Here is a 21,343-nt window from a genome sequence, read left to right as displayed (position 1 = left end):
CCCGGCTGGCTGCACTTCTACAATCACCACCGACCCCACAGCGCCATCGGAGGCCAGCCACCCATCACCCGACTGACCAACCTCCCTGGACATCACACCTAGGACTTCAGCTTTCGCGCCCAGGCTGTCACTTCGAGCTTGCCGGTGGTCCCGAGATCGGTCATCACCGGCCAGACGGCCTGGGCGTCACCCTTGCTCGCGGCAACTTTCAGGAACTGCCCGGTCTGCGGGTCGGGGCCGTCCGCCACGGTGTTGCTCCAGGCAACTACTGACACCGCGGTCTGCCCCTTGCCCAGCCGCAAGCGCTGCGGTCCGGGATCGATCGCCATGTACGACGAGTCGTGCGCGACCGTCGTCCCGAGCGGCTTGCGCCAGTAGTCCAGTACGACGACCGCCGGATACCCGTTGAGCGTCAGGGTTGTAGCCCGGCAGTTGGTCACCGTGAGCACCACAGCGCGATGCCCGAGCGCCGCCTCGACCGGACCGACGCCGACCTGCGCGCCGGACGCGGGGCACACCTTCGGCGGCGGCGTCGGGATCGGGCCGCCGGTCGCCTCACCGGTCGGAACCGGCGTCGCCGGCGGCGGTGACCCTTGGCTCGCGACCTCGGTCCCGCACCCGCCGAGCAGCAGCACGACGGCCAGCACCCAGATCGTCCTCACCCCGTGAAAGCTACGTCAGATGTGGGCCAGCGGGTCCAGCTCCTCGCGAGTGACGCCGTCGGCGTCGGTGGATCGGGAGGTCTCGATCCAGCGGGCGGCCTCGGCGGCGCGGTCCTGCTCGTAGGCCTCGGCGACGATGAGCGCGTCGTTGCCCAGCAGCAGCCGCTCCGGCACCTCCTCGCTGTCCGCCAGGTGCAGGACGACCTGTGCGACCTTCGCCGGATCGCTGCCCACGACCCCGTTCGCCATGTAGTCCCGCAGCCGGCCGATCGACTCCTCGTACGCCGTACTGACCGGGTAGACCTTCATCGACGAGCCGGCCCAGTCCGTGCTCATGCCGCCCGGCTCGAGCACGGTGACCTTGATCCCCAGCGGGTTGAGCTCGCGGGCGAGCACGCCCGAGAAGCCGCCGACGGCCCACTTCGCGGTCTGGTACGCCGACAGCCCGGGCGCGACGGACCGGCCACCGACCGACGACACCTGGACGAAGTACCCGGAGCCCTGCGCGCGGAAGACCGGCAGCGCGGCCCGGGTCACGTTGACGACACCGAACAGGTTGGTCTCGACCTGCTCGCGGAAGTCGTCCATCGGGATGTCCTCGAAGGCGACGAAGTTGGCGTACCCCGCGTTGTTGACGACCACGTCCAGCCGCCCGAACGCGTCGACCGCGGCCTGGACCGCGGACTCCGCGGCGGCCGGGTCGGTGACGTCCAGCGCCACAGTGCGCACCTGGTCGCCGTACTGACTGACGAGATCGGAGAGCTGCTCGGGCCGGCGGGCGGTGGCGACGACCTGGTGGCCGACGGCGAGTGCGGCCTGCGCGATCTCTCGGCCGAGACCTCGTGAACTGCCGGTGACGAGAAAGACCTTCATCGTTGCTCATCTGTCCTGACTGACTGGTTAGTTGAAGTGAAGCACGAGCCTGCGAGTGAGTCAACTATCCAGTTAGTTGCGGTATTCTGGCCGCATGGCCGGAGACGCTGAGGCGACCAAGAAGCGGCTGCTGCAGGCAGCCCGCAAGGAGTTCGGCGCGTACGGCATCGCCGGCGCGCGGGTCGACCGGATCGCGGCCGAGTCCGGCTCGAACAAGGCGCAGATCTACCACTACTTCGGCAGCAAGGACGGCCTGTTCGACGCGGTCTTCAACGAGATCGTCGAGCACACCGTCAGCGCGGTGCCGATCGATCCGACCGACCTGCCGGAGTACGCCGGCCGCTTGTTCGACGGCTACGAGCAGTACCCGGAGGTCCAGCGGCTCGCGACGTGGTACCGACTGGAGCGGGCCGGCACGACCGACCCGCTGGACGCGATCGTCGAGAGCAACCGGCACAAGACCGAGGCGATCGCGCAGGCGCAGCGCGACGGCGTACTGCCGAGCAGGTACGAGCCGATCGTGCTGCTCAGCCTGGTCATCCACCAGGCGACCCTGTGGGCGAACATGACGCCGGAGTACGCCGCGCTGGTCGAGCACACGTCGTCGGCCGACCGCCGCAAGGTCGTCACCGAGTCGGTCGCCGCGCTGCTGCGGGACTGACACGACACGCTTCGACCCGCATTTCGCAGAGATCTTGCGTAAAATGGGTGAGTGGTCGATGTCGTCGCGGTACTCCGTCCGGAAGATGTAGTCGTCGATTTCCTGTCCGTTCTCGACCCGGCGCGCGGCCGTGAGGTGCACCTGCTCGTCGCCGACCGCGGCACCTACCTGAAGCTGCCGGCGGGAGTCCCGCTGGCCGGCCGGCTCGCTCCCCTCGCCGAGCTGCTCGGCACCTCTGCCGAGGGCGCCAAGCCCCTCTCCCCCGGCGCTGCCGCCGACGCGATCGCCCTGGAGACCGGCGACGTCGAGGCGACCGTCTGGACGCACAACCCGGCCGACAACCGCGAGAGTCGTGGCCGCTGGGGTCTCGAACTGGCAGGGCTCGTACGCCGTGCGCCCGTGCTGCACGCGGTCGGCGACGCCGCCTGGTTCCAGTGGGTCACCGACACCGACGAGCGCCTCAGCCCCGCACTGATCGACGCCAAGCTGGACTTCCTCAACACCCACGGGACCGACCTGCTCGGGCTGGACGAGGACGACGAGAACGCGCTGCTCACCGGCAAGGTCCACTCGGTCGAGCGGTTCTTCGGCTCCACACCGGACGAGCGGGCCCGGCTGTTCTCACTGAGGGGCAACGCGGCGCTGGTGCCTGACCCGTGGGAGTTCGCCTCGTCGCCGTACGAGCTGGAGCGGCTGGACGCGACGGCGGCCTGGGTGCGGTCGCACCTGGACCCAGCGGCCGGGCGGGTGATCGAGGTGGGCGCGTGCGAGGGCGCACTGACCCGACGACTGTTGGCCGAGCACTACTCCGTCGACGCGACCGAGCCAGACGAGTCCTTCTACGAGCGGCTGCGCGAGCTGCAGGGCGACGTGCGGGTGCATCCCCACAGCTACGAGGATCTGGCGACCACCCGGCGCCTCACCGGCTCGGCGTACCTGCTGATCGAGGTCCTGTACTACGAGCAGGACCTGACCCTGCTGGATCGCTTCCCCACCGACCACCTGTTCGTGGCAATGGAGCCGGCCAAGCTGGCAGCACAGTCCTGGCCGTCAGGCTGGACCGTCGAGGAACAGGTCGAGCTGGCCCGCCCCCGCCTCGAGCCAGTCGCCGGCGGCCGCGCCTACCACCGCAAACCCGGCAGCCACGGCGCACTACTCCGCCGCCGCTGACCGTGCCACTGGGCGCAGGGATCGGACCGCTGGGCGCAAGGGGCTGGCACGAACAGTGAGCGGGCCACTACCCATGGTGGAGACATCCCGCCATCGGAGGTCCGTCCATGCCTCGTTCTGCGCCCGCCCGCGCCCTGGTACGTCGCTCCCATGCCATCGGTGTCGCCACCACCCTGCTGGTCGCCAGTGCACTGACCACTCCAGCGTCTGCCGTCCGGGACGCCTCAGTCGCTGCGACCGCCTGCGACAGTGCGGCGGCCGGCTTCACTCCCGTGCTCCAGCTCGACCTGCCGGAGCGCGGCAGCTACCTGAACCAGACACCGCCGTACAGCCTGGACCGGACCGGTGAGGTCGGCTCGAACTTCGACCGGGTCGGCTACTGCGTCGAGCTGAACGGACCGGACGGCCCGCAGTGGGTCTGGACGGCGATGGAGCCGTTCACCGCGACCGCCGCCCGGATCGGGCTGCCGACGCGGCCCGGTGAGCTCGTCCGGCAGCGGGTCGGCGATCTGGAGGTCCGCTCGAACGTGCCGGGTGTGACCAACGGCAGCGGCCAGACCGGCTACCTGGAGATGTGGCCGAACCAGTACCAGGAGAGCGCCAGCACGCAGGTCGCCAACGCCTCGCCGATCACCTTCGACGTGGACGACAACCCGACCTCACCGCTCGGCTACGGCTCGTTCCAGGTTGGCCAGATCGGTGCGGACCGGCCGTCGAGCCTGGCGGCCAAGCAGGTGTTCGCGATCAACACGTTCACCGAGTCGGCCGACGGCCTGCTGTCGCTGGGCATCGGGACGAACCCGAGCGGCCAGCCGGACTGGACCTTCGCCAACAACGCCAACCGCTACTCGCAGCGCCGGCTGACGGCGTACGTCCGCACGTCTCTGGTGAGCGTGACGGAGTCGCCGCAGGACCGGCAGCTCGTACCGCGCGACAGCCGCAACGGCGCCGTCGTACCGGTGGCGGGTGCTGTCACCGATCCGCGCGTACGGCGGGTGCAGCTGCGCGTGACCGGCGCCGGCCGGACCGAGACCTTCAGCTCGTCGTCCAAGGCGTTCCGCTTCACTCCGCGGATCACCGCGGGGCTGCACAAGTACAGCTTCGAGCTGCGGGCCACCGGCCCCGGACTGGATCGCGTGGTCGCTCGGCGCGACGGTGTGGTCTCCGGGGACGTGCTGGTGGTCCAGGGGCAGTCCAACGCGGAGGCGGCCAAGTTCAACGGCGCCGCGAACGCGGAGGAGTCGCCGTACCTGCGCAGCTTCGGTACGTCGACGTCGGACGGCACCATCTCCGGCGCCGACCGGGTCTGGCACTACGCGACCGGCGACGTGACCAACCAGTCCGGCTCGGTCGGCCAGTGGGCGATCCGGATGGGCCGCAGGATCGTGGACACCTACAAGGTCCCGGTGGCGCTGTTCAACGGCGCGCACGGCGGTCAGCCGATCAGCTTCTTCCAGCGCAACGACGGCAGCCCCAACGACCTCGCCACGAATTACGGCCGGCTCCGGCAACGCCTGCAGGCGGCCGGCGTACTGGGCAACGTCAAGGGCGTGCTCTGGTACCAGGGCGAGTCGGACAACGACAACGCCGCGGTCCACGTCACCGGCTTCAACGCCCTGCTGCAGGACTGGCGCAGCGACTTCGGCTCGATCAAGTACTACGTCTACCAGGTCCGTACGTCGCCCTGCGGCACCACGACCACCATGAACGTCCGTGAGGCCCAGCGGCAGCTCGGCGACACGGCGGGCGTGACCCTGCTGTCCACCAACGGGTTGTCGGGCCACGACGGCTGCCACTACGCGTACATCGGTGGCTACCGCGAGATGGGCGACCACACGTTCGCCGTACTGGGCAGAGACCTGTACGGCGGCCCGTCGGCCGGTGTCGCTCCGCCGAACCCGTCCGCTGTCACCGCAGCTGGGTCGCAGCTCGTCGTACAGCTGCGGTCGACCGATCCGCTCACAGTGCAGGCAGGAGCCGCGGCGGACTTCGTGCTGGAAGGTGGAGCCGTCACGGTCTCGTCAGTCGCCTACCAACCCGGCGGCAAGCTCGTGCTCACCCTGTCCGGCCCGGCAACGGGTGTGACCGGCTTGACCTACCAGGGGCACCTCGGCGCAGGCCCCTGGATCACCAACGCGACCGGCACCGGGCTGCTGGCCTTCAAGCTGCCGGTCACCTGAACAGGACGCGGCCGGCGCCCACCGCCCCGAGGCACCGGCCGCGTCCTTCACGCCAGCACGTCCGTGGCGACGTGGTCGCGGTCGACGCCCTCGACGATCATCGTCACGCCGTCGGAGTTGTTCGTACGCAGCGGCAGGATCTCCTGGTACGCCGGGGAGTCGTACCACCCGCGGGCGGCCTCGTAGCTGGGGAACTCGATCACGACCAGCGCGCCGGCCCACTCCCCCTCCAGGTGCTCCGGCGGGTTGCCGTGCACGATGAAGTGCCCGTCGTACGGCGCGAGCGTGGCGTCGATGCGCTCCAGGTACTCGACGATGCCGGCGCCGACGCGGACGTTGGTCAGGTTGGCGATCGCGTAGTGCGTCATGGTGGTCCCTCCTGGTGATCTCGGCTGATGCCGACCAGGCTGGCGGAGAAGCTGTACCGCGACGATTACCTCCGGGGTCATGCGATCGGGCCCGGGCGGGTGGGCTGGTGCCGACGTACGGTAGATGGCATGTCGGGTACAGGGGGCCTGCCGGTGGACAAGCCGGCGGAGGTCGAGGAGCGGATCGGGCCGTACCGGCTGATCCGGCGCCTCGGGCAGGGCGGCATGGGTGTGGTCTACCTGGCCGAGGGACCGGAGCGCCGCGAGGTCGCGCTCAAGGTGCTGCGGTCGCACGTGGCGCACGATCCGACCGCGCGGGCGCGGCTGGAGCGCGAGGTGAAGACCCTGCAGCGGATCGACCACCCTGGCGTGGCCGGCGTGCTCGACCACGACCTCCAGGGCGACCGGCCGTACCTGGTCACGCGCTTCGTGCCGGGCCGTCCGCTGGACGAGCAGGTGGACGACCGCGGGCCGCTGACGCCGCAGCGCTGGCTGCCGCTGGCGGGCTGCCTGGCCGAGTCGCTGCAGGCGATCCACGCGACCGGAGTGATCCACCGCGACCTCAAGCCCGGCAACGTGATGATGTTCAACGGCAAGCCGGTGATGATCGACTTCGGCATCGCCCAGGCGACCGACGACCTGCGGCTGACCCAGACCGGGCTCGTGATCGGTACGCCGGGCTACCTGGCGCCGGAGCTGATCGAGGGCGAGATGGTGTCCGAGTCGGCCGACTGGTGGGGCTGGGCGGCGACCGCCGCGTACGCCGCGACCGGCCGCCGGCCGTTCGGCAAGGGTCCGTTCGAGGTGGTGCTGAGCCGCGTCCACAGCGGCCAGGCCGACCTGGAAGGTCTGGACCCGCGGCTGAAGCCGCTGCTCGCCGCCGCGCTGTCGCCGGACCGGCGGGACCGGCCGACCCAGCTCGAGATCATGACCGGCCTCAATCGGTACGCCGAGGGCCGCGACGCGCTGGTCCCGCCGACCGAGGCCAAGACGGTGCTGACCGCGCCCGAGACCATCCACCTGCACCCGCCGACCACGGTGATGCCCGCTTCCGAAGCCGGTACTCAGGTGATGCCTGACGGCACTCGCGTGATGCCCGCTGAACCGGACCCGGCCGAAGTCGCCCAGCTGGTCCCGTCGGTCATTCCTCCTCTGTCTGCCTTTGCTCCGCTCCGGGACAAGCTGCGGGACGCTGCTGCCGAGCAGAAGGCCGCGCGACTGGCGGCCAAGGCTGCGGCCGTGCCGGTGCACCCGGCGACGTACAGCCCGGTTCCTGGCGCTGCTGCCCCGGCGGCGATGCCGCTGCCGTACCAACCGGCACCGGCCGGCCTGGGCGGGCCTGCGACCGGACCGAACTATGCACCGCCGACCGGCCCGATCTACGCCCAGCCACAGAACTATCCGGTCCCGCAGCAGCAGAACCACCCGGTGCCCCAGCAGAACAAGGCGTTGGAGCAGCGGCCGTCTGGTCCGCCACTACCGCCGGCGTCTCGTGGCGGGCTGCTGTTCGCGATCCTGCTCGTGCTGACCGCGCTGATCGCCGTACTGCCGGTCCTCGGCATGCTGGTCGCTGCAGCGCTGACGGTGCTGGCCCGGATGGTCGACAAGTCCAGTACGGCGTTGCTGCGCCGACGCGAAGCGCGCGGCTACCGCGGCAGGTCGGACGGGCTCGTGGCTGTTGCCGCCAGCCCGGTTCACCTCGCCAGTGCGGCGCTGGTGTCCCTGCCCAGCGCGCTGCTGCCGCTGATCGTCGGCTTCAGCGTCGGTGGGATCACCACGCTGGTCATCGCCCTGGCCATGGGCTTCGACTGGGCGCCGCTGGCTCCGGCGAGCGTTGCCGTCGGAGCTGTGTTCGGACTGCTCACCGCGTGGGGTGGTCCGGGTGGAGGTTCGCTGCGACGAGGTGCGCGGGCCGGTCTACGGACGGTGTTCCGGCCGGCCTGGCTGAGCACTGTGGTATCTCTCGGGCTGCTGGTCGTCACCGCGGTGCTGGCCTTCCGTGCCTACGACACCGGCACGAACTGGACGCCGCTCGCTGACGCCTTCCGGCTGCCCGATCTGCCGAGCCCGACCATCAGTGACCTGCGCCAGCTCCCGGTGATCCGCGACCTGCCGTTCGTCAACTGACTCCGCGCCGGCCCTGCGGGGCCGACGCGGAGAGGGTGAGGACGAGCCGCACACGCGGGACGTGCGCGGCGGTCAGCTCAGTTGCGGTTGTCGAGCATGACGATCTGCGAGCGCTCCGGGCCGACCCCGACCGCGGAGATCGGCGCACCGCTCATCGCCTCGACCGTGCGGATGTAGGTCTGCGCGTTCTTCGGCAGGTCGTCGAAGTTGCGGCAGCCGGTGATGTCCTCGTCCCAGCCGTCGAGCTCCTCGTAGACCGGCTTCGCGTGGTGGAAGTCGGTCTGCGTCATCGGCATCTCCTCGTGCCGCACGCCGTTTACGTCGTAGGCGACGCAGACCGGGATCTTCTCCCGGCCGGTCAGCGTGTCCAGCTTGGTCAGCACGAAGTCGGTGACGCCGTTGACCCGGGCCGCGTACCGCGCGATCACGGCGTCGTACCAGCCGCAGCGACGCGGCCGGCCGGTCGTCGTACCGAACTCGAAGCCCTGCTGGCGCAGCCACTCGCCGTCCGCGTCCAGCAGCTCGGTCGGGAACGGCCCCTCGCCGACGCGGGTGGTGTAGGCCTTGACGACCGCCATCACCCGGTCGATCCGGGTCGGCGGGATGCCGGCGCCGGTGCAGGCGCCCGCGGAGATCGCGCTCGACGACGTGACGAACGGGTACGTCCCGTGGTCGACGTCGAGCAGCGTGGCCTGGCCGGCCTCCATCAGCACGGTCTTGCCGGCGTCGAGCGCCTTGCCGAGCAGCAGGCTGGTGTCGGCGACCATCGGGCGCAGGCGCTCGGCGTACCCGAGCAGCTCGTCGAGGACCTCGGAGATCTCCACCGCGCGGCGGTTGTAGACCTTCACCAGCAGCTGGTTCTTCTGCTCCAGCGCGCCGGTGATCTTCTGCTCGAGGATCTTCTCGTCGTACAGGTCCTGGACCCGGATCCCGATCCGGTTCATCTTGTCGGCGTACGTCGGCCCGATGCCGCGGCCGGTGGTGCCGATCTTTCGGCTGCCGAGGAACCGCTCGGCCACCTTGTCCAGGGTCCGGTTGTACGGCGGGATGATGTGCGCGTTGGCGCTCACCACCAGCCGGCTCGTGTCGACCCCGCGGGCCTGGAGCGCGTCCAGCTCCTCGAACAGCACGCTCAGGTCGACCACCACGCCGTTGCCGATCACCGGCGTCACGCCCGGGGTCAGGATGCCGCTCGGCAGCAGGTGCAGCGCGTACTTCTCGGTGCCGATGACAACGGTGTGGCCGGCGTTGTTCCCGCCGTTGAACTTCACCACGTAGTCGATCGCGGTCCCGGTGTTGCCGAGCAGATCGGTGGCCTTGCCTTTGCCCTCATCGCCCCACTGGGCGCCGACGAGCACGATTGCGGGCATCTCAGCCCTCCTCTTCAACGCGTCGACCCAAGGCGTCGTCGCCTTCGTCGGTCGGCCGCTGGAAACGGTGAAGCCCGGCACACTTCACCAGACGTTCATCCGGCTAGCGTTCCAGGCTCTTACGACCGAAGCCTACCGGACCCGCGGGCCGCGCAGAGGTTTCCGCGTCAGTGACCTCGGCCTCCAACGGGGTTGCCATTTTCCGTGATCACGTGCACACTCTTAGTCAGCGGCCCGCCGAAACTGCCGCAGGGGACGGTTCCGGCGGGCCGCTTCCTTACGTGCGCGAGCTTTTCCGTTGCCCTAGGCGTCCAGCCCTTCCGGGTTCGAGGCCAGCCATTCCTTGACCCGCCGGTCGGCCTCTTCCCGCGAGACGTCCTCGACCTTGGTCAGGATCGCCCAGCGGTGCCCGAACGGGTCGATCACCGTGCCGTACCGGTCGCCGGTCATGAACGTCGAGACCGGCTCGACCTGCCGCGCGCCGGCCTCGATCGCCTTCGCGAACGTCGCGTCGACGTCCGGCACGTAGTGCACCAGCGACGAGTGCACCCACTCGCCGTTCGGGGCCCGCAGCCCGATCTGCGGCATCTGGTCGCTGAGCTGCAGCATCGAGTTCCCGAACCGCAGCTCGGCCTGTCCGAGCCGGCCGTCGGGCATGTCCTGCCGGCTGACCACCTCGGCGCCGAAGACCTGCTGGTAGAACTCGATCGCCTTCGGCCCGTCGTCGACGGCCAGGTACGGGGTCAGCGAGTGATAACCGTCGGGGACGGGGTTTACCGTGTTCGTCGTCATGCCGTTCAGTCAACGCCGTACCGGCCCGCCGGGTCTTGGAAGAAAGCGACAGCCACCGTGACGCAGCCCCCGGACAGCGAGAAGGGCATCCTGCACCCGCAGGAACAGGCCCGGCACCGTTCGCTGAGCCGGCTCGCCGCGGGGCCGACGGTCGGCCGGTTCGTCGAGTGGTACTGGATCGTCGAGTGGGACCTGACCGAGCCGTACGTCGCCGAGGTGCTGCCGTACCCGAGCGTGAACGTGACCTTCGAGCAGCCCGGCGGCGCGTTCCTGAACGGGGTCTGCACGCGCAAGTTCGAGCGTGAACTGGTGGGCCGCGGCCGGGCCTTCGGGGTCAAGTTCTGGGCCGGCGGCTTCGGCGCGCTGACCGGGCGCGACGTCGCGACGTTCCGCGATCAGGTGCTGCCGCTGACCGACGTCTTCCCGGACGCGGACAGGCTGGCCGACCTGGTCTTCGCCGAGGAGTCCGACGTACGGCGGCGCGCGGTGGTCGAGGCCTACCTGGCCGACCACCTGGTCGCCGACGACCCGTCGTACGCGCTGGTCCGGCGGATCGTCGCGGCGATGGCCGAGGACCGCTCGATCACCCGCGTCGACCAGATCACCGAGCGGTTCGGCGTACCGATCCGCACCCTGCAACGCCTCTTCCGCCGGTACGTCGGCGTCGGCCCGAAGTGGGTGCTGCGCCGCTACCGCCTGCACGACGGCGCCGAGCTCCTGGCCCGCGGCGAAGTCACCGAGCTCGCCGACCTGGCCGTCGCGCTGGGCTACTTCGACCAGGCCCACTTCACCCGGGAGTTCAAGGACCAGATCGGCCTCACCCCCACCGAGTACGCCGCGCGCACAGCTGCCGAACGCCAGATCACCTACCGCTGACGCCGGACCCCCAGACCGAACAGCGTTGCCAGCAGGGCTGCCGCGAGGGCGAGCGCGAAGCCGTGCTGGGCGGAGTGGCCGTCCACTGCTCGGCCGGCGAAGGCTGCGCCGAGGGCTACTCCGGCGGCGCCTCCGGAGTTGAGCCAGGTGAAGGCCTGGGTGAGGACCGACGGCTCCACCTCCGACTCGGTGATGACTGCCGACAGGGTCTGGATGGGCGCGATCGCCAAGCCTGGAAGGGCTAGTGCGAGACCCAGGGCCAGTGGGGTGCCGGCCAGGAGCAGCGGGACGGTGCTGACGGTGAGGGCGGTCAGGGCCAGGACGAACTGCTTCGACGGCTGCATCGGCCAGTGTTTGGCGCCGTACGCGAAACCGGCGAACAGGCTGACCAGGCTGGTGATCGCGTAGAGCGGACCGGCCAGTGACGGACTGCCGCTGCCGACGGCGAACGCGGTGACCGACACCTGCATGCTGCCGAAGAACAGGCCGATGCCGATGTTCGTGGCAACCAGTGCGAGGAATCCCTTGTGCAGAAGGCGAGCTGAGCTCTGCCGCTCGTGCGCTTGAGTGATCGGTGGGGCAGTACTGCGTTGTACTGCGAGCGACAGACCTCCTGCCACCAGGAGCCCTGTGGCCAAGGCAGAGCCGGCTACTGGTGTGGTGACTGAGCTGACTGTGCCGATGAGGGCCGGGCCGACCATGAAGGCGACACCGGTGCTCAGCGCCTCCAGTGCGAAGGCTGTGTTGAGTCCTGGCTTGCCGCGGAGGGCGTAGGCCCAGCGGGCCGAGGTCTGCGCGCCCACCTGGGGCAGAGTGCCGCCGGCGAGCACGCCGGCTGCGATGAGCGTGCTCTGCGCTTGGTGACTGGTGGTGAGGGTGATCAGCAGGGCGACTGCGGCCGCGTGGAGCAGCAGCGTGATCGGCAGCATGCGGGTCTGGCCGTAGCGGTCGATCAGCCTCGCCACCTGCGGGCCGGCCAATGCCTCGGCGACGGCGAAGCCGCCGGTCACGGTGCCGGCCACGGCGTACGAGCCGGTGGAGCCGTGCACCAGCCAGACGATGCCGAGGCCGGTCATGGCGATGCCGATGCGCGCTGGAGCCGCCGCCAGGAAGAACTTCCACGCTCCCGGCGTCCTGAGGACGCTGCCGTAGCTGGTGCGGGGCGTGCTGATCCGTCCGGTGAGTGCCGGCACGGTAGAGCCTTTCGCTACCCGGCGGGGCGGTGATCTGACCGTGGGCGTCCAGCTCGTTCGGTCCGTCAGTGCCGCCTACAACCGTCCATTTTCGGCAGGAAGCGGGGACGCACGCCGCCTGCCGGCTATGTCGCCGGGCAGAACATCGATGAGGGTGTTCTAGCGCGCTCAGTCTACTACGAAGGCCCCAGCCCGCAGGACCGGAACGGACGCGCTGCTGCCGACCTCCGCCGCGACCGCCACGTCCTGCGGGAAGCCGTACTGGATCAACTCTCGGCCACCCGCACACTCTCTGAGGAGCCCCGGCAGCTCCGCCCGCACCTCTCGCCATGCCGCCGCGGCGGCCCGTGCCTCCGGCGACACCGGACCTACTCCACGTTCCTGCAGAGCGGTGATGAAGGCTCCAGCACCCCAGAGGTCTTCGACAGCAGGCCGCAGCGACCCATCTGCCCAGCGCTCACCCGCAGCGATGACAACGATCTGTCTTCCCTTTGCTGTTGCCCACTCCGCAGCTGCGGCTGCGTTGCGTAGGGAGACTGCCAGGACCGTGGACCCGCTGTCCGCCAGCTGCTGGGAGATGGTGGAGCCGTTGGGGGACGGCAGGACCAGGCGCTCGACGTTGCGGGCCTGGCGGATGCTGGCCGGGGACAGGCTGATGCCGTCCGCGCCGGCCTCCGACCGGCCGACCGCGAGCGCGGCGGCGTGCTGTTCGGCGTACTGGATGGCGGTGCTGTCGCGCCAGCGGTACGGGAGCACTGTGATGCCGCGGTCGGCGGCGACCGTCACCGAGGTGGTGAACGAGAGGACGTCGACGACCGCGACGAGCGCACCGGGCACCGCGGCGGCACCGGCCGGCCCCCAGTCGAAGCCGACGCGGTACCCGGACTGCGCGTAAGGACTGGTCACCGGCGAGATGGTGCCCGCCGGCGGCCCGCCGTACAAGCAGGTTTCAGCTCAGGACGTCGGCCGCGGTCGGCGAGGAGTCGCGCAGGAAGGTGGCGCAGCGTTCGGCCTCCTCCTTCTCGTCGATCACCGCAGCCGCCTTGCCGAGCACCGCCAGGCAGCGCAGGAAGCCGCGGTTCGGCTCGTGCTCCCACGGAACCGGGCCGTGGCCCTTCCAGCCGTTGCGGCGGAGCAGGTCGAGCCCGCGGTGGTAACCGGTCCGGGCGTAGGCGTAGGCCTCGATGGTGCGGCCGTCGGCGAAGGCGGCCTCGGCCAGCTGGGACCAGGCCAGCGACGAGGTCGGGTACTTGGCGGCCGCGTCCACCGCGGGGAGTCCGGCGGCGAGTTCCGCCGCGGCCGGGTCCTCGGGGAGTAGGGTCTCGGGAGGACCGCTCAGCAGATTGTTCAATTCCATAGGCACATCTTCGCCGATCACGCAGCCGGCCCGGCACGTGACCGTCTGACGAAATCCGTTGACCGTTCACGTACCGGCCACGGATGCTTGAGACCCTGCGTCGTACCGCCGTGGTTCCCAGCTACGGCCGGAAAGGAGGCACCGGATGAGTGTCATCGTCCTGAACGCGTCGTACGAGCCGCTGCACACCGTCTCGATCCAGCACGCCATCCGGATGCTGGTGCGTGAGGTCGCGGTGGTCGAAGAGGCGCACGGCGAACGGACCATCGGCCCTTTTCCGGTCCCCAGGGTGCTCCGGCTGGTGCGCTACGTGGTCACCCACTGGCGCTACGCGGCCGGCCGGATGAAGTACAGCAAGCACGGCGTCCTGCGGCGGGACAGGTTCCGGTGTGCCTACTGCGGCCTGGACAACGCCGACACGATGGATCATGTGCAACCCAGATCCAGGGGCGGCCGCACGGAGTGGCTGAACGCGGTCGCCGCCCATGCCGCCTGCAACGAGCGGAAGGGCAACCGGACGCCGTCCGAGGCCAACATGCCCCTGCTGTGGCAACCCTGGGTACCAACCCGCGCGGAGCTCGTCATCGAGACATGACGGGCCTTTTTTATGCCCTTTTCCGGGGTCGTCCACAGATGTGCTGAAGGTCGTCCGGCGAAGGGCTGATCGCGGCATCTTCTGAGGTGTGAACCCAACTCTCAACGTGCTGCGCGCGATCCGCGGCGGCGTCTTCACCCGCGCCGACGCCCGCGCCTGCGGCTACTCCGACCCCGACATCGACTCCCTGCTCCGCTCCGGCGGCTGGCGCCGCATCCGGCCCGGCCGGTACGCCGCGTTCCGCGACCTCGCGCTGGTCACCGACGAGACGCTGCACGTCCGGCGGACCTTCCAGCTGCTGCGCGAGTCCTCAGGCCGCACGGCCAGCCACCAGTCGGCGGCAGCCCTGCACGGCTTGCCGTTGTGGGGCCTCGATCTGTCGAAGGTGCACCTGACCCTCGAAGAGGTCCCCGAGGTACTCCGCGGCCGAGTGATCGGCGGCGCCGACCGTACGCAGAGGGAGCGGCAGCCGGCAGGCGAGCGCCGGCGCGGCGCCGTCGGTAGCGGCCGGGGTGCCGCCGCATTCGAGGACGATGTCGTGCGGCATGTGCGGAGTCCGTTGGGGCCTGGCGTGGTGGTGTGGAACGGCTTGCGGGTGACTTCACCGCCGCGGGCCGTCGCGGAGGTCGCCGCGACCTGTCCACGCGCGCCCGCGCAGGCGGTCGCCGATGCCAGCCTGTACTCCGGCCTGGCCACGCCCACTGCGCTCCGGAAGGCGACCGACCATCTGATCGACGGCGTCGAACAAGCCCGCGACGTCGTCGCTCGCGCCACCCCTGAGTCGGCGTCGGTCGCCGAGTCGCGGCTGCGAGTCATCCTCGCCGACGCCGGCCTGCCGACGCCGTCCTCGTCTCCCCCACCCGGCGTCGACGCCGACCAGGTCGGGTGCTCGCTGTGGTTCCCGGCCGAGCGGACCGTCGTCGAGTTCGAGCCCCATCGCCCGTACTGGTCGAACGCTCCCGACGAACCCACTCCCGCCCTCGCCGCCTACCTCGCCGAGGCCGCCGACCGCGCCTTCGGCGTCCCCCGCCCCGGCCTGCCCGCCGACCCGTCCCCGGCCGGTTACTGCTGGATCTCCTGGTCCGACCTCGACAACCCACCCGCCGTCGTCGAGGAGATCCGTACGACGTTCGCTCGAGCCCAACGCTCCACCGCCGTCAGATCATTCGACCCGACCCGCCGCCGACGCCGGCTGGCGTCGGGCCGAATCCCCCGTCAGAGGTAGGCGATTCACTCCTGGGAGGGATCTGTCCCAGCGCCGGAACGGCCACGCTGGTTGAAGAAAATCGAACCGAAGGAGCCGCAGTGTTGTCCGCCCGACGAAGAGTCCTCCGCACCACCGCTGTCGCGGCCCCAAGCCGCCGACGGATCCGCCGCGCCGCGATCGCCGGCCTCGCCACCGCCGGCGCGCTCGCGACTTTGACCACAACCGCGGCCCAAGCAGCCGACGGCGGTCCGGCGACCGCGGCGGCCCAGACAGCGCCACTCGATCGAGCAACCGCGTCGACGCAGGCAACCCCAGGCGATCCGACGACCGCGGTGGCGCAAGCGACCCCGGGCGATCCGGCGACCGCGGGCCTGCCTTTTCCCTCGTCGACGACGCGGGATGAGGTGATGGAGGTGAAGGGCAAGGCCGGTGGGGTGCTCGGGAAGGAGTGGGGACCGGACTTCGCCGGTGACCCGGTGAGTTTCGAGGTCAATGCCCAAGGCAACGACCCGCTGCACCCGACCGGCACCTTCCACGTCGTCCACAGCAACCCGGACGGAAGCCTGGTCGCCGAGTTCAGCGGCAAGGTCTCCAGCCTGTACGCCGTCGACGAGGTGGGGATCGTCACCGGCACCATCGACCGCGCCGACCACCCCGGCGTACCGCTGGAGTTCATCGGCAAGCAGATCGCTCTCACCGTGTACGACGGTGGCAGCAAGGGCGATCGGATCGGTTGGGTGTGGGGATTCTTCGGCGCCCCGGTCAGCCGGGTCCAGGGCACCGCTCCGCACTTCCCCGTCGCCTGGGGCAACTTCCGCGTCCACGGTGCCGCGGCGGCCCAGGCGGGCCCAGGGCAGGGCGGCGGACCGGGCCACCGAGGCCTCGGTCGGCAGCCCGCTCTCAGCCGGCAATCGTCACCATCCGCCGCGGGCGACTCCGCGCCCTCTTCCGAGCGGGTCGACCTGACGTCGGACGCCACCGGCACGAACGTGCTTGCGGTGCTCGGTGGTACGAGCAAGACTCCCGACTTCTCCGGCGATCCACTCCGCTTCACAGTCGCCGCGCGGATCGCACCCGGTGACAACGCCCTGCAGGTGAAGGGCGGGTTCCACGTCACGCACCACAAGCCCGACGGCCGGGTCGTCGCCGATTTCCAGGGCCGCATCACCTGCCTGGCCGTCGGCGGCCCGGTCGGCGTCGCCACCGGCGTTGTCACTCAGTCCGTCGACCCGACCTTGGTCGGCAAGCCGGTCTCGTTCTCCCTGAAGGACGGGCGCACGGACCGCCTCGGCTGGCTCTGGGGCTTCACCCCCACCGACGAACCGATCACCGACTGCCAGTCGATCACGCCCTTCTACGCGCCGGACTGGGGAGGCCTCCTGGTCCGTTGAAACCAGAACGGACCCGCTGCCGAGGCAGCGGGTCCGTCAGAACTTTTGTGTTCGTCTTGCTCAGGCGTTGAGCGACGTGCCCGTCGAGCGCAGGTTCTCGCAGGCCTCGGCGACGCGCTGGGCCATGCCGGCCTCGGCGGCCTTGCCCCAGGCGCGCGGGTCGTAGGCCTTCTTGTTGCCGACCTCGCCGTCGACCTTCAGCACGCCGTCGTAGTTGGTGAACATGTGCGCGGCGGCCGGGCGGGTGAAGGCGTACTGCGTGTCGGTGTCGACGTTCATCTTGATGACGCCGTTGTCGACCGCGGCCCGGATCTCCTCCAGGGTCGAGCCGGAGCCACCGTGGAAGACCAGGTCGAACGGGCGGTCCTTGCCGACCTTCGCGCCGACCGCGTCCTGGATCTCCTTCAGGATCTCCGGGCGCAGCTTGACCGAACCCGGCTTGTAGACGCCGTGCACGTTGCCGAAGGTGAGCGCGGTCAGGTAGCGGCCGTTCTCGCCGGTGCCGAGCGCCTCGACCGTGGCCAGGCCGTCCTCGACGGTCGTGTACAGCTTGTCGTTGATCTCGTTCGCGACGCCGTCCTCCTCACCGCCGACGACGCCCACCTCGATCTCCAGCACGATCTTGGCCGCGTGCGCGCGGGCCAGCAGGTCCTTGGCGATCTCGAGGTTCTCGTCCAGCGGAACGGCCGAACCGTCCCACATGTGCGACTGGAACAGCGGGTTCTCGCCGCGGGCGACGCGCTCGGCGGAGATCTCTAGCAGCGGCCGGACGAAGCCGTCCAGCTTGTCCTTCGGGCAGTGGTCGGTGTGCAGCGCGATGTTGACGCCGTAGTTCTTGGCGACCTCGTGCGCGTAGGCGGCCAGCGCGACCGAGCCGGTGACCATGTTCTTGATCGTCGAGCCGGACAGGTACTCCGCACCGCCGGTGGAGACCTGGACGATGCCGTCCGAGCCCGCCTCGGCGAAACCGCGGATCGCGGCGGTCAGCGTCTGCGACGAGCTGACGTTGATGGCCGGGTAGGCGAAGCGGTTCTGCTTGGCCTTGTCCAGCATCTCGGCGTAGACCTCAGGGGTGGCAATAGGCATGTCTCGCGGTACTCCTCACAGCAAAGTTCATGTGGGTTGTAGCTCCAGTATTGCGGCCGGGCACCTCGTCGTACTCGGCGGGCCACCTGCTGAGCCGGCCGGGTGACCGGGGAGCGAACAGCAGGCGAACAGACCAGTGATCGAACAGGACAGGTCCAGTTGGATCAGGTGGAGGAACCGGTCCGCGGGCCACGCGGGGTGAGGGCCATGTGCAACCGGTAGCGGTCGGCGCGATACGCCGACCAGGACAGTTCGACGACCTTGCGGCCGGCGAAGGTGGTCCGCTCGAGGACCAGCAGGGGTGCCCGCCGGGCCACGCCGAGGACGCGGGCGACGTGACCGTCGGCGTTGTCCGCCCGGACGGTCTGCTCACCCGAGGTGACGACGACGTCGTACTCGCTGGCGAAGACGTCGTACAGGGTGCCGAGCTCACGGCCGAGCAGGCCGGGGAACAGCGCGGACGGGTAGTAACCGACCTCGTACGCCATCGGTGACGCGTCGGCCGTGCGCAGCCGCTCGACCCGGATGACCTTCGTGCCTTTCGCCACCCGCAGCCCCTTGGCCGTCTCGTCGGAGGCCTCGATCTCGGTGGCCGACAGCACCACCGTGCCGGGCTCCAGGCCGCGGGCCCGCATCTCGCGGGAGAACGAGGTCAGGTGCAGCTGGGAGTCGACCTGCGGCCCGGTGACGAAAGTTCCCTTGCCGTGCACGCGTTCCAGCGCGCCGGACTCGACCAGGTCGCTGATCGCCTGCCGCACGGTCACCCGGGAGACGTTCAGTTTGTCGACCAGGGCGCGCTCGGAGGGGATCGGGTCGCCGGGGTGCAGCTCGACGTCGATCAGCCGTTCCAGCACCGACCGGACCTGGGCCCGCTTGGTAGCCACCATCGAATCTCGATCCTCCAGACCATCGGCGTTGCCCGCGGGGGTGCCCCGGACGACCGCTCACTGCTATCGTGCGCAGCATACCTGTTAAGACCAGATAGGACCAGTGATCCCAGTGGTGTCTGTCCCCGCCCCTGCCACCCAGATGGCACGCGAGATCGCCGAGCAGCCGGCCGCCTTGGCCGCGACGTTCGAGCACGTGCTGCCCAGCCGGCACGACATCACCCGGCTCGCGGCCGGCCGCCGGAACGTGATCTTCCTCGCCCGGGGCTCCTCCGACAACGCCGGCGTCTACGGCCGCTACCTGACCGAGATCCACGCCGGCCGGCAGGCCTCGCTGGCGGCGCCGTCGGTGGCGACGCTGTACGGCGCGAACCTCGACCTGTCGAACTCGCTGGTCGTCGCGGTCAGCCAGTCGGGCGCTACGCAGGAGATCGTCGACACCGCCGAGTGGGCCAAGCGCAACGGCGCCGCGATCGTCGGGATCACCAACGACGGCAACAGCCCGCTGGCGTCGACCGCCGACGTCGCGCTGATCACGCAGGCCGGCCAGGAGCTGGCGGTGCCGGCGACGAAGACGTACACGACGCAGCTGGCGGCGATCACGGTCGCCGTCGACGCGCTCGCGCAGAAGCCCGGGACGCTCGACGCCGACATCGCGCGGGTGCCGGAGGCTGCCGCGAAGATGCTCGAGGGGTCTGTCGAGGCTGCTGCCGACCTGCTCGCTGGTGCGCACGATGTGCTCTCCAGTGGTCGGGGGCTCACCTTCGGTACGACGCTGGAGGTCGCGCTCAAGCTCGAGGAGACGTGTCTGCAGCCGGTGCGCGGTCTCTCGTACGCCGACCTCAAGCACGGCCCGATCGCAGTCGTCGACGCCGACCTCGTCACCATCCTGGTCGCCGCCGCCGACGGTCCCGCGCTGCCCGGCATGACCGAGCTCGCGACGATCGTCCGCGAGAAGGGCAGCAAGATCCTCGGCATCGGCGGCGACGCCAAGTTCGCCTCCCTCTGCGATGTGAACCTGGCCGGACCGGACCTCCCCGAAACCCTGGCTCCGCTCGCGTTGGTCATCCCCGCCCAACGCGCCATCGAAGCCCTCGCCCGCAAGCTGGGCCTGGACCCCGACGCCCCCCGAGGCCTCCGCAAGGTAACCCAAACCGACTGACCGAACTACAACCCGGCATCTATGCGGCCGAGAAGGTCCAACCTGGCTGATGCCGCACCGGCCGGAAAACAGTTGTAGACGAAGCAGTCGGCGGGAGCGGGCAGTCGCCGCCGGTCGCCGCGCCAATCCCCGCCCCGCCCTCGGAAGTCGCTGTAGACGAAGCAGCCGACGGTGGACCGCTCAGGTGGTCCACTGTCGGGTTTGTCGAGCGAGCGGCCGGTCGAGGGTGGGCGTCGTCGCCCGTGGTAGCTGCTCGGCGTCAATGCGGCCGGACAGGCTCGCTGGAGCTGATGCCGCGGCGGCCGGGAGACAGCTGTAGACGAAGTAGTCGACGGGAGCGGGCTCCCCGGACGCCGCCCCGCGCTCGGCGCCGATGCGGCCGGGCAGGCTTGCTGGAGCTGATGCCGCGGCGGCCGGAAGACGGTTGTAGACGAAGTAGTAGACGAGAGCAGGCTCCCCGGACGCTGCCCCGCGCCCCGCACTCGCCGCCCCGCGCCCCCGCGCCCGCGCGCTTGCCGCCTGCTCGACACCCCAGCACCCAGCACAAAATCCCCCGCATTCGGGTGCACCCGATCCTGCACCCGGTGCCGAGGTCCTCAGATGCGGCCTCGTTGGCGTAGGGCTGTGCTGATTTGTTCGGCGCAGTCCTGCAGTGGCTTCAGTGTTTCGGTTTTGAGGGCTGTTTTGGTGCTGCGGGAAGCGTGGGCTGAGACGTTCAGGGCGGCGGCTGCTCGGCCGCGGGAGTCCAGGATGGGGACGGCGATCGAGCGGAGGCCCAGCTCCAGCTCCTGGTCGACCAGGGCGTAGCCGTCGGTGCCTGCTTGGTGGATGACCTCCCGCAGGTCGTGCGGTGCGGTCAGGGTGTGCTCGGTGAGCTGCTCGGTTTCGGCCGATGACAGGTACGCCGTGAGCTCGTCCTCGGGGAGCCCGGCCAGCAAGACTCGGCCCATCGATGTCGCGTACGCCGGTAGGCGGGCTCCGACGCCCAACGCGACCGTCATGATCCGCCGCGTGGGCACCCGGGCGACGTACACGATGTCGGGCAGGTCCAAGGTCGCGATCGAGCAGGACTCGCGGGTCTGGGCGCTCAGCTCCTCCATGAATGGCCCGGCGATGTCGCCCAGGTCCAGCGACGACAGGTACGCCCAGCCCAGAGCCAGGACGCGTGGCGTCAGCGTGAAGCGGCGCCCGTCGCTGCGGACGTACCCGAGCTGCTCCAGCGTGAGCAGGATCCGCCGGGCGGTCGCCGGCGTGATGCCGACGTCGCGGGCGACCTCGCTGAGCGTCAGCGACGGCGTTTCCGCCGAGAACGCGCGGATCACCGCCAACCCGCGCTCGAGCCCCTGCAGGAACGTGCCTGTGGACGCGTCACCGGACATCGGCTAG

General features: G+C 70.1%; 20 protein-coding genes and 1 pseudogene. 10 read left to right on the top strand and 11 right to left on the bottom strand.

Annotated features, from left to right (window positions below):
* Positions 1–102, top strand: a pseudogene (locus tag ABD235_RS26190) (IS481 family transposase); the annotation flags it as partial.
* Here the strand turns inward: ABD235_RS26190 and ABD235_RS26185 are convergent.
* Both ABD235_RS26185 and ABD235_RS26180 read right to left on the bottom strand, forming a co-directional pair.
* Positions 99–662 (bottom strand): DUF4232 domain-containing protein, encoded by a 564-nt coding sequence (locus tag ABD235_RS26185; protein ID WP_344178640.1) that lies wholly within the window; start codon positions 660–662, stop codon positions 99–101. The pseudogene ABD235_RS26190 and the gene ABD235_RS26185 sit on opposite strands and share 4 nt — an antisense overlap.
* Before the next feature lie 15 nt (positions 663–677).
* Positions 678–1,535, bottom strand: coding sequence for an SDR family NAD(P)-dependent oxidoreductase (locus tag ABD235_RS26180; protein ID WP_344178637.1), 858 nt, complete (start codon positions 1,533–1,535; stop codon positions 678–680).
* Positions 1,536–1,629: 94 nt separating this feature from the next.
* On the opposite strand from ABD235_RS26180, the gene ABD235_RS26175 reads away from it, so the two are divergent.
* From ABD235_RS26175 to ABD235_RS26165, 3 genes are all read left to right on the top strand, one after another.
* Entirely contained in the window at positions 1,630–2,196 is a 567-nt protein-coding gene (locus tag ABD235_RS26175) for a TetR/AcrR family transcriptional regulator (RefSeq protein WP_344178635.1), read from the top strand.
* Positions 2,197–2,247: 51 nt separating this feature from the next.
* Positions 2,248–3,366 carry a class I SAM-dependent methyltransferase gene (locus ABD235_RS26170; protein ID WP_344178633.1) on the top strand — a complete coding sequence of 373 codons (1,119 nt, stop codon included), beginning with the start codon at positions 2,248–2,250 and terminating at the stop codon, positions 3,364–3,366.
* Positions 3,367–3,473: 107 nt separating this feature from the next.
* Positions 3,474–5,546: a sialate O-acetylesterase gene (locus tag ABD235_RS26165; protein WP_344178631.1), complete on the top strand. Its 2,073-nt coding sequence runs from the start codon at positions 3,474–3,476 to the stop codon at positions 5,544–5,546.
* Between the two features lie 47 nt (positions 5,547–5,593).
* Here the strand turns inward: ABD235_RS26165 and ABD235_RS26160 are convergent, their stop codons facing one another.
* Complete coding sequence (locus ABD235_RS26160) at positions 5,594–5,914, bottom strand: DUF1330 domain-containing protein (RefSeq protein ID WP_344178629.1); 321 nt, start codon at positions 5,912–5,914, stop codon at positions 5,594–5,596.
* A 129-nt stretch (positions 5,915–6,043) separates the two neighbouring features.
* Here ABD235_RS26160 and ABD235_RS26155 point away from each other — a divergent pair, with 129 nt between their 5' ends.
* The gene (locus ABD235_RS26155) at positions 6,044–8,041 is read left to right on the top strand and encodes a protein kinase domain-containing protein (RefSeq protein ID WP_344178627.1); all 1,998 of its coding nucleotides are present in this window, start codon (positions 6,044–6,046) and stop codon (positions 8,039–8,041) included.
* A gap of 77 nt (positions 8,042–8,118) precedes the next feature.
* Here the strand turns inward: ABD235_RS26155 and ABD235_RS26150 are convergent, their stop codons facing one another.
* Complete coding sequence (locus tag ABD235_RS26150; RefSeq protein WP_344178625.1) at positions 8,119–9,411, bottom strand: adenylosuccinate synthase; 1,293 nt, start codon at positions 9,409–9,411, stop codon at positions 8,119–8,121.
* Positions 9,412–9,714: 303 nt separating this feature from the next.
* Entirely contained in the window at positions 9,715–10,203 is a 489-nt protein-coding gene (locus ABD235_RS26145; protein WP_344178623.1) for a VOC family protein, read from the bottom strand.
* A gap of 57 nt (positions 10,204–10,260) precedes the next feature.
* Here ABD235_RS26145 and ABD235_RS26140 point away from each other — a divergent pair, with 57 nt between their 5' ends.
* A complete protein-coding gene (locus tag ABD235_RS26140; RefSeq protein ID WP_344178621.1) occupies positions 10,261–11,079 on the top strand; it encodes a DUF6597 domain-containing transcriptional factor in 819 nt (272 codons plus the stop codon).
* On the opposite strand, the gene ABD235_RS26135 is transcribed toward ABD235_RS26140, so the two are convergent.
* The 3 genes from ABD235_RS26135 to ABD235_RS26125 all read right to left on the bottom strand — a co-directional run bounded on the left by ABD235_RS26135 (position 11,070) and on the right by ABD235_RS26125 (position 13,629).
* Positions 11,070–12,272: an MFS transporter gene (locus ABD235_RS26135; RefSeq protein ID WP_344178618.1), complete on the bottom strand. Its 1,203-nt coding sequence runs from the start codon at positions 12,270–12,272 to the stop codon at positions 11,070–11,072. The genes ABD235_RS26140 and ABD235_RS26135 overlap by 10 nt on opposite strands.
* 168 nt (positions 12,273–12,440) lie before the next feature.
* Positions 12,441–13,178: a 2-phosphosulfolactate phosphatase gene (locus ABD235_RS26130; RefSeq protein ID WP_344178616.1), complete on the bottom strand. Its 738-nt coding sequence runs from the start codon at positions 13,176–13,178 to the stop codon at positions 12,441–12,443.
* Between the two features lie 43 nt (positions 13,179–13,221).
* Positions 13,222–13,629 carry a DUF3151 domain-containing protein gene (locus ABD235_RS26125; protein ID WP_344178614.1) on the bottom strand — a complete coding sequence of 136 codons (408 nt, stop codon included), beginning with the start codon at positions 13,627–13,629 and terminating at the stop codon, positions 13,222–13,224.
* 145 nt (positions 13,630–13,774) lie between these two features.
* Between ABD235_RS26125 and ABD235_RS26120 the strand changes: the two genes are divergently transcribed.
* The 3 genes from ABD235_RS26120 to ABD235_RS26110 all read left to right on the top strand — a co-directional run bounded on the left by ABD235_RS26120 (position 13,775) and on the right by ABD235_RS26110 (position 16,822).
* Entirely contained in the window at positions 13,775–14,224 is a 450-nt protein-coding gene (locus ABD235_RS26120; protein ID WP_077018696.1) for an HNH endonuclease, read from the top strand.
* A gap of 88 nt (positions 14,225–14,312) precedes the next feature.
* Positions 14,313–15,449 carry a type IV toxin-antitoxin system AbiEi family antitoxin domain-containing protein gene (locus ABD235_RS26115; protein WP_344178611.1) on the top strand — a complete coding sequence of 379 codons (1,137 nt, stop codon included), beginning with the start codon at positions 14,313–14,315 and terminating at the stop codon, positions 15,447–15,449.
* Between the two features lie 83 nt (positions 15,450–15,532).
* Entirely contained in the window at positions 15,533–16,822 is a 1,290-nt protein-coding gene (locus ABD235_RS26110) for a hypothetical protein (protein WP_344178608.1), read from the top strand.
* 60 nt (positions 16,823–16,882) lie between these two features.
* On the opposite strand, the gene fbaA is transcribed toward ABD235_RS26110, so the two are convergent.
* Both fbaA and ABD235_RS26100 read right to left on the bottom strand, forming a co-directional pair.
* Positions 16,883–17,908 (bottom strand): class II fructose-bisphosphate aldolase, encoded by a 1,026-nt coding sequence (gene fbaA / locus ABD235_RS26105; RefSeq protein WP_344178605.1) that lies wholly within the window; start codon positions 17,906–17,908, stop codon positions 16,883–16,885.
* A 164-nt stretch (positions 17,909–18,072) separates the two neighbouring features.
* Complete coding sequence (locus ABD235_RS26100; RefSeq protein ID WP_145803939.1) at positions 18,073–18,795, bottom strand: GntR family transcriptional regulator; 723 nt, start codon at positions 18,793–18,795, stop codon at positions 18,073–18,075.
* Between the two features lie 142 nt (positions 18,796–18,937).
* Here ABD235_RS26100 and ABD235_RS26095 point away from each other — a divergent pair, with 142 nt between their 5' ends.
* The gene (locus ABD235_RS26095; protein ID WP_344178601.1) at positions 18,938–19,957 is read left to right on the top strand and encodes an SIS domain-containing protein; all 1,020 of its coding nucleotides are present in this window, start codon (positions 18,938–18,940) and stop codon (positions 19,955–19,957) included.
* A gap of 596 nt (positions 19,958–20,553) precedes the next feature.
* Here ABD235_RS26095 and ABD235_RS26090 read toward each other — a convergent pair.
* The gene (locus ABD235_RS26090; protein WP_344178598.1) at positions 20,554–21,336 is read right to left on the bottom strand and encodes an IclR family transcriptional regulator domain-containing protein; all 783 of its coding nucleotides are present in this window, start codon (positions 21,334–21,336) and stop codon (positions 20,554–20,556) included.
* Positions 21,337–21,343 lie beyond the last annotated feature (7 nt).

Origin of the sequence: Kribbella lupini (genome assembly GCF_039529595.1) — a bacterium.
Lineage (GTDB): Bacteria > Actinomycetota > Actinomycetes > Propionibacteriales > Kribbellaceae > Kribbella > Kribbella lupini.
This window is presented reverse-complemented; position numbering and strand designations above follow the sequence as displayed.

Coding starts and splice junctions, on each gene's coding strand:
- ABD235_RS26180 (WP_344178637.1), bottom strand. CDS start 1,535: ATGAAGGTCTTTCTCGTCACCGGCAGTTCACGAGGTCTCGGCCGAGAG.
- ABD235_RS26175 (WP_344178635.1), top strand. CDS start 1,630: ATGGCCGGAGACGCTGAGGCGACCAAGAAGCGGCTGCTGCAGGCAGCC.
- ABD235_RS26165 (WP_344178631.1), top strand. CDS start 3,474: ATGCCTCGTTCTGCGCCCGCCCGCGCCCTGGTACGTCGCTCCCATGCC.
- ABD235_RS26160 (WP_344178629.1), bottom strand. CDS start 5,914: ATGACGCACTACGCGATCGCCAACCTGACCAACGTCCGCGTCGGCGCC.
- ABD235_RS26155 (WP_344178627.1), top strand. CDS start 6,044: ATGTCGGGTACAGGGGGCCTGCCGGTGGACAAGCCGGCGGAGGTCGAG.
- ABD235_RS26150 (WP_344178625.1), bottom strand. CDS start 9,411: ATGCCCGCAATCGTGCTCGTCGGCGCCCAGTGGGGCGATGAGGGCAAA.
- ABD235_RS26145 (WP_344178623.1), bottom strand. CDS start 10,203: ATGACGACGAACACGGTAAACCCCGTCCCCGACGGTTATCACTCGCTG.
- ABD235_RS26125 (WP_344178614.1), bottom strand. CDS start 13,629: ATGGAATTGAACAATCTGCTGAGCGGTCCTCCCGAGACCCTACTCCCC.
- ABD235_RS26120 (WP_077018696.1), top strand. CDS start 13,775: ATGAGTGTCATCGTCCTGAACGCGTCGTACGAGCCGCTGCACACCGTC.
- fbaA (WP_344178605.1), bottom strand. CDS start 17,908: ATGCCTATTGCCACCCCTGAGGTCTACGCCGAGATGCTGGACAAGGCC.
- ABD235_RS26100 (WP_145803939.1), bottom strand. CDS start 18,795: ATGGTGGCTACCAAGCGGGCCCAGGTCCGGTCGGTGCTGGAACGGCTG.
- ABD235_RS26095 (WP_344178601.1), top strand. CDS start 18,938: ATGGCACGCGAGATCGCCGAGCAGCCGGCCGCCTTGGCCGCGACGTTC.
- ABD235_RS26090 (WP_344178598.1), bottom strand. CDS start 21,336: ATGTCCGGTGACGCGTCCACAGGCACGTTCCTGCAGGGGCTCGAGCGC.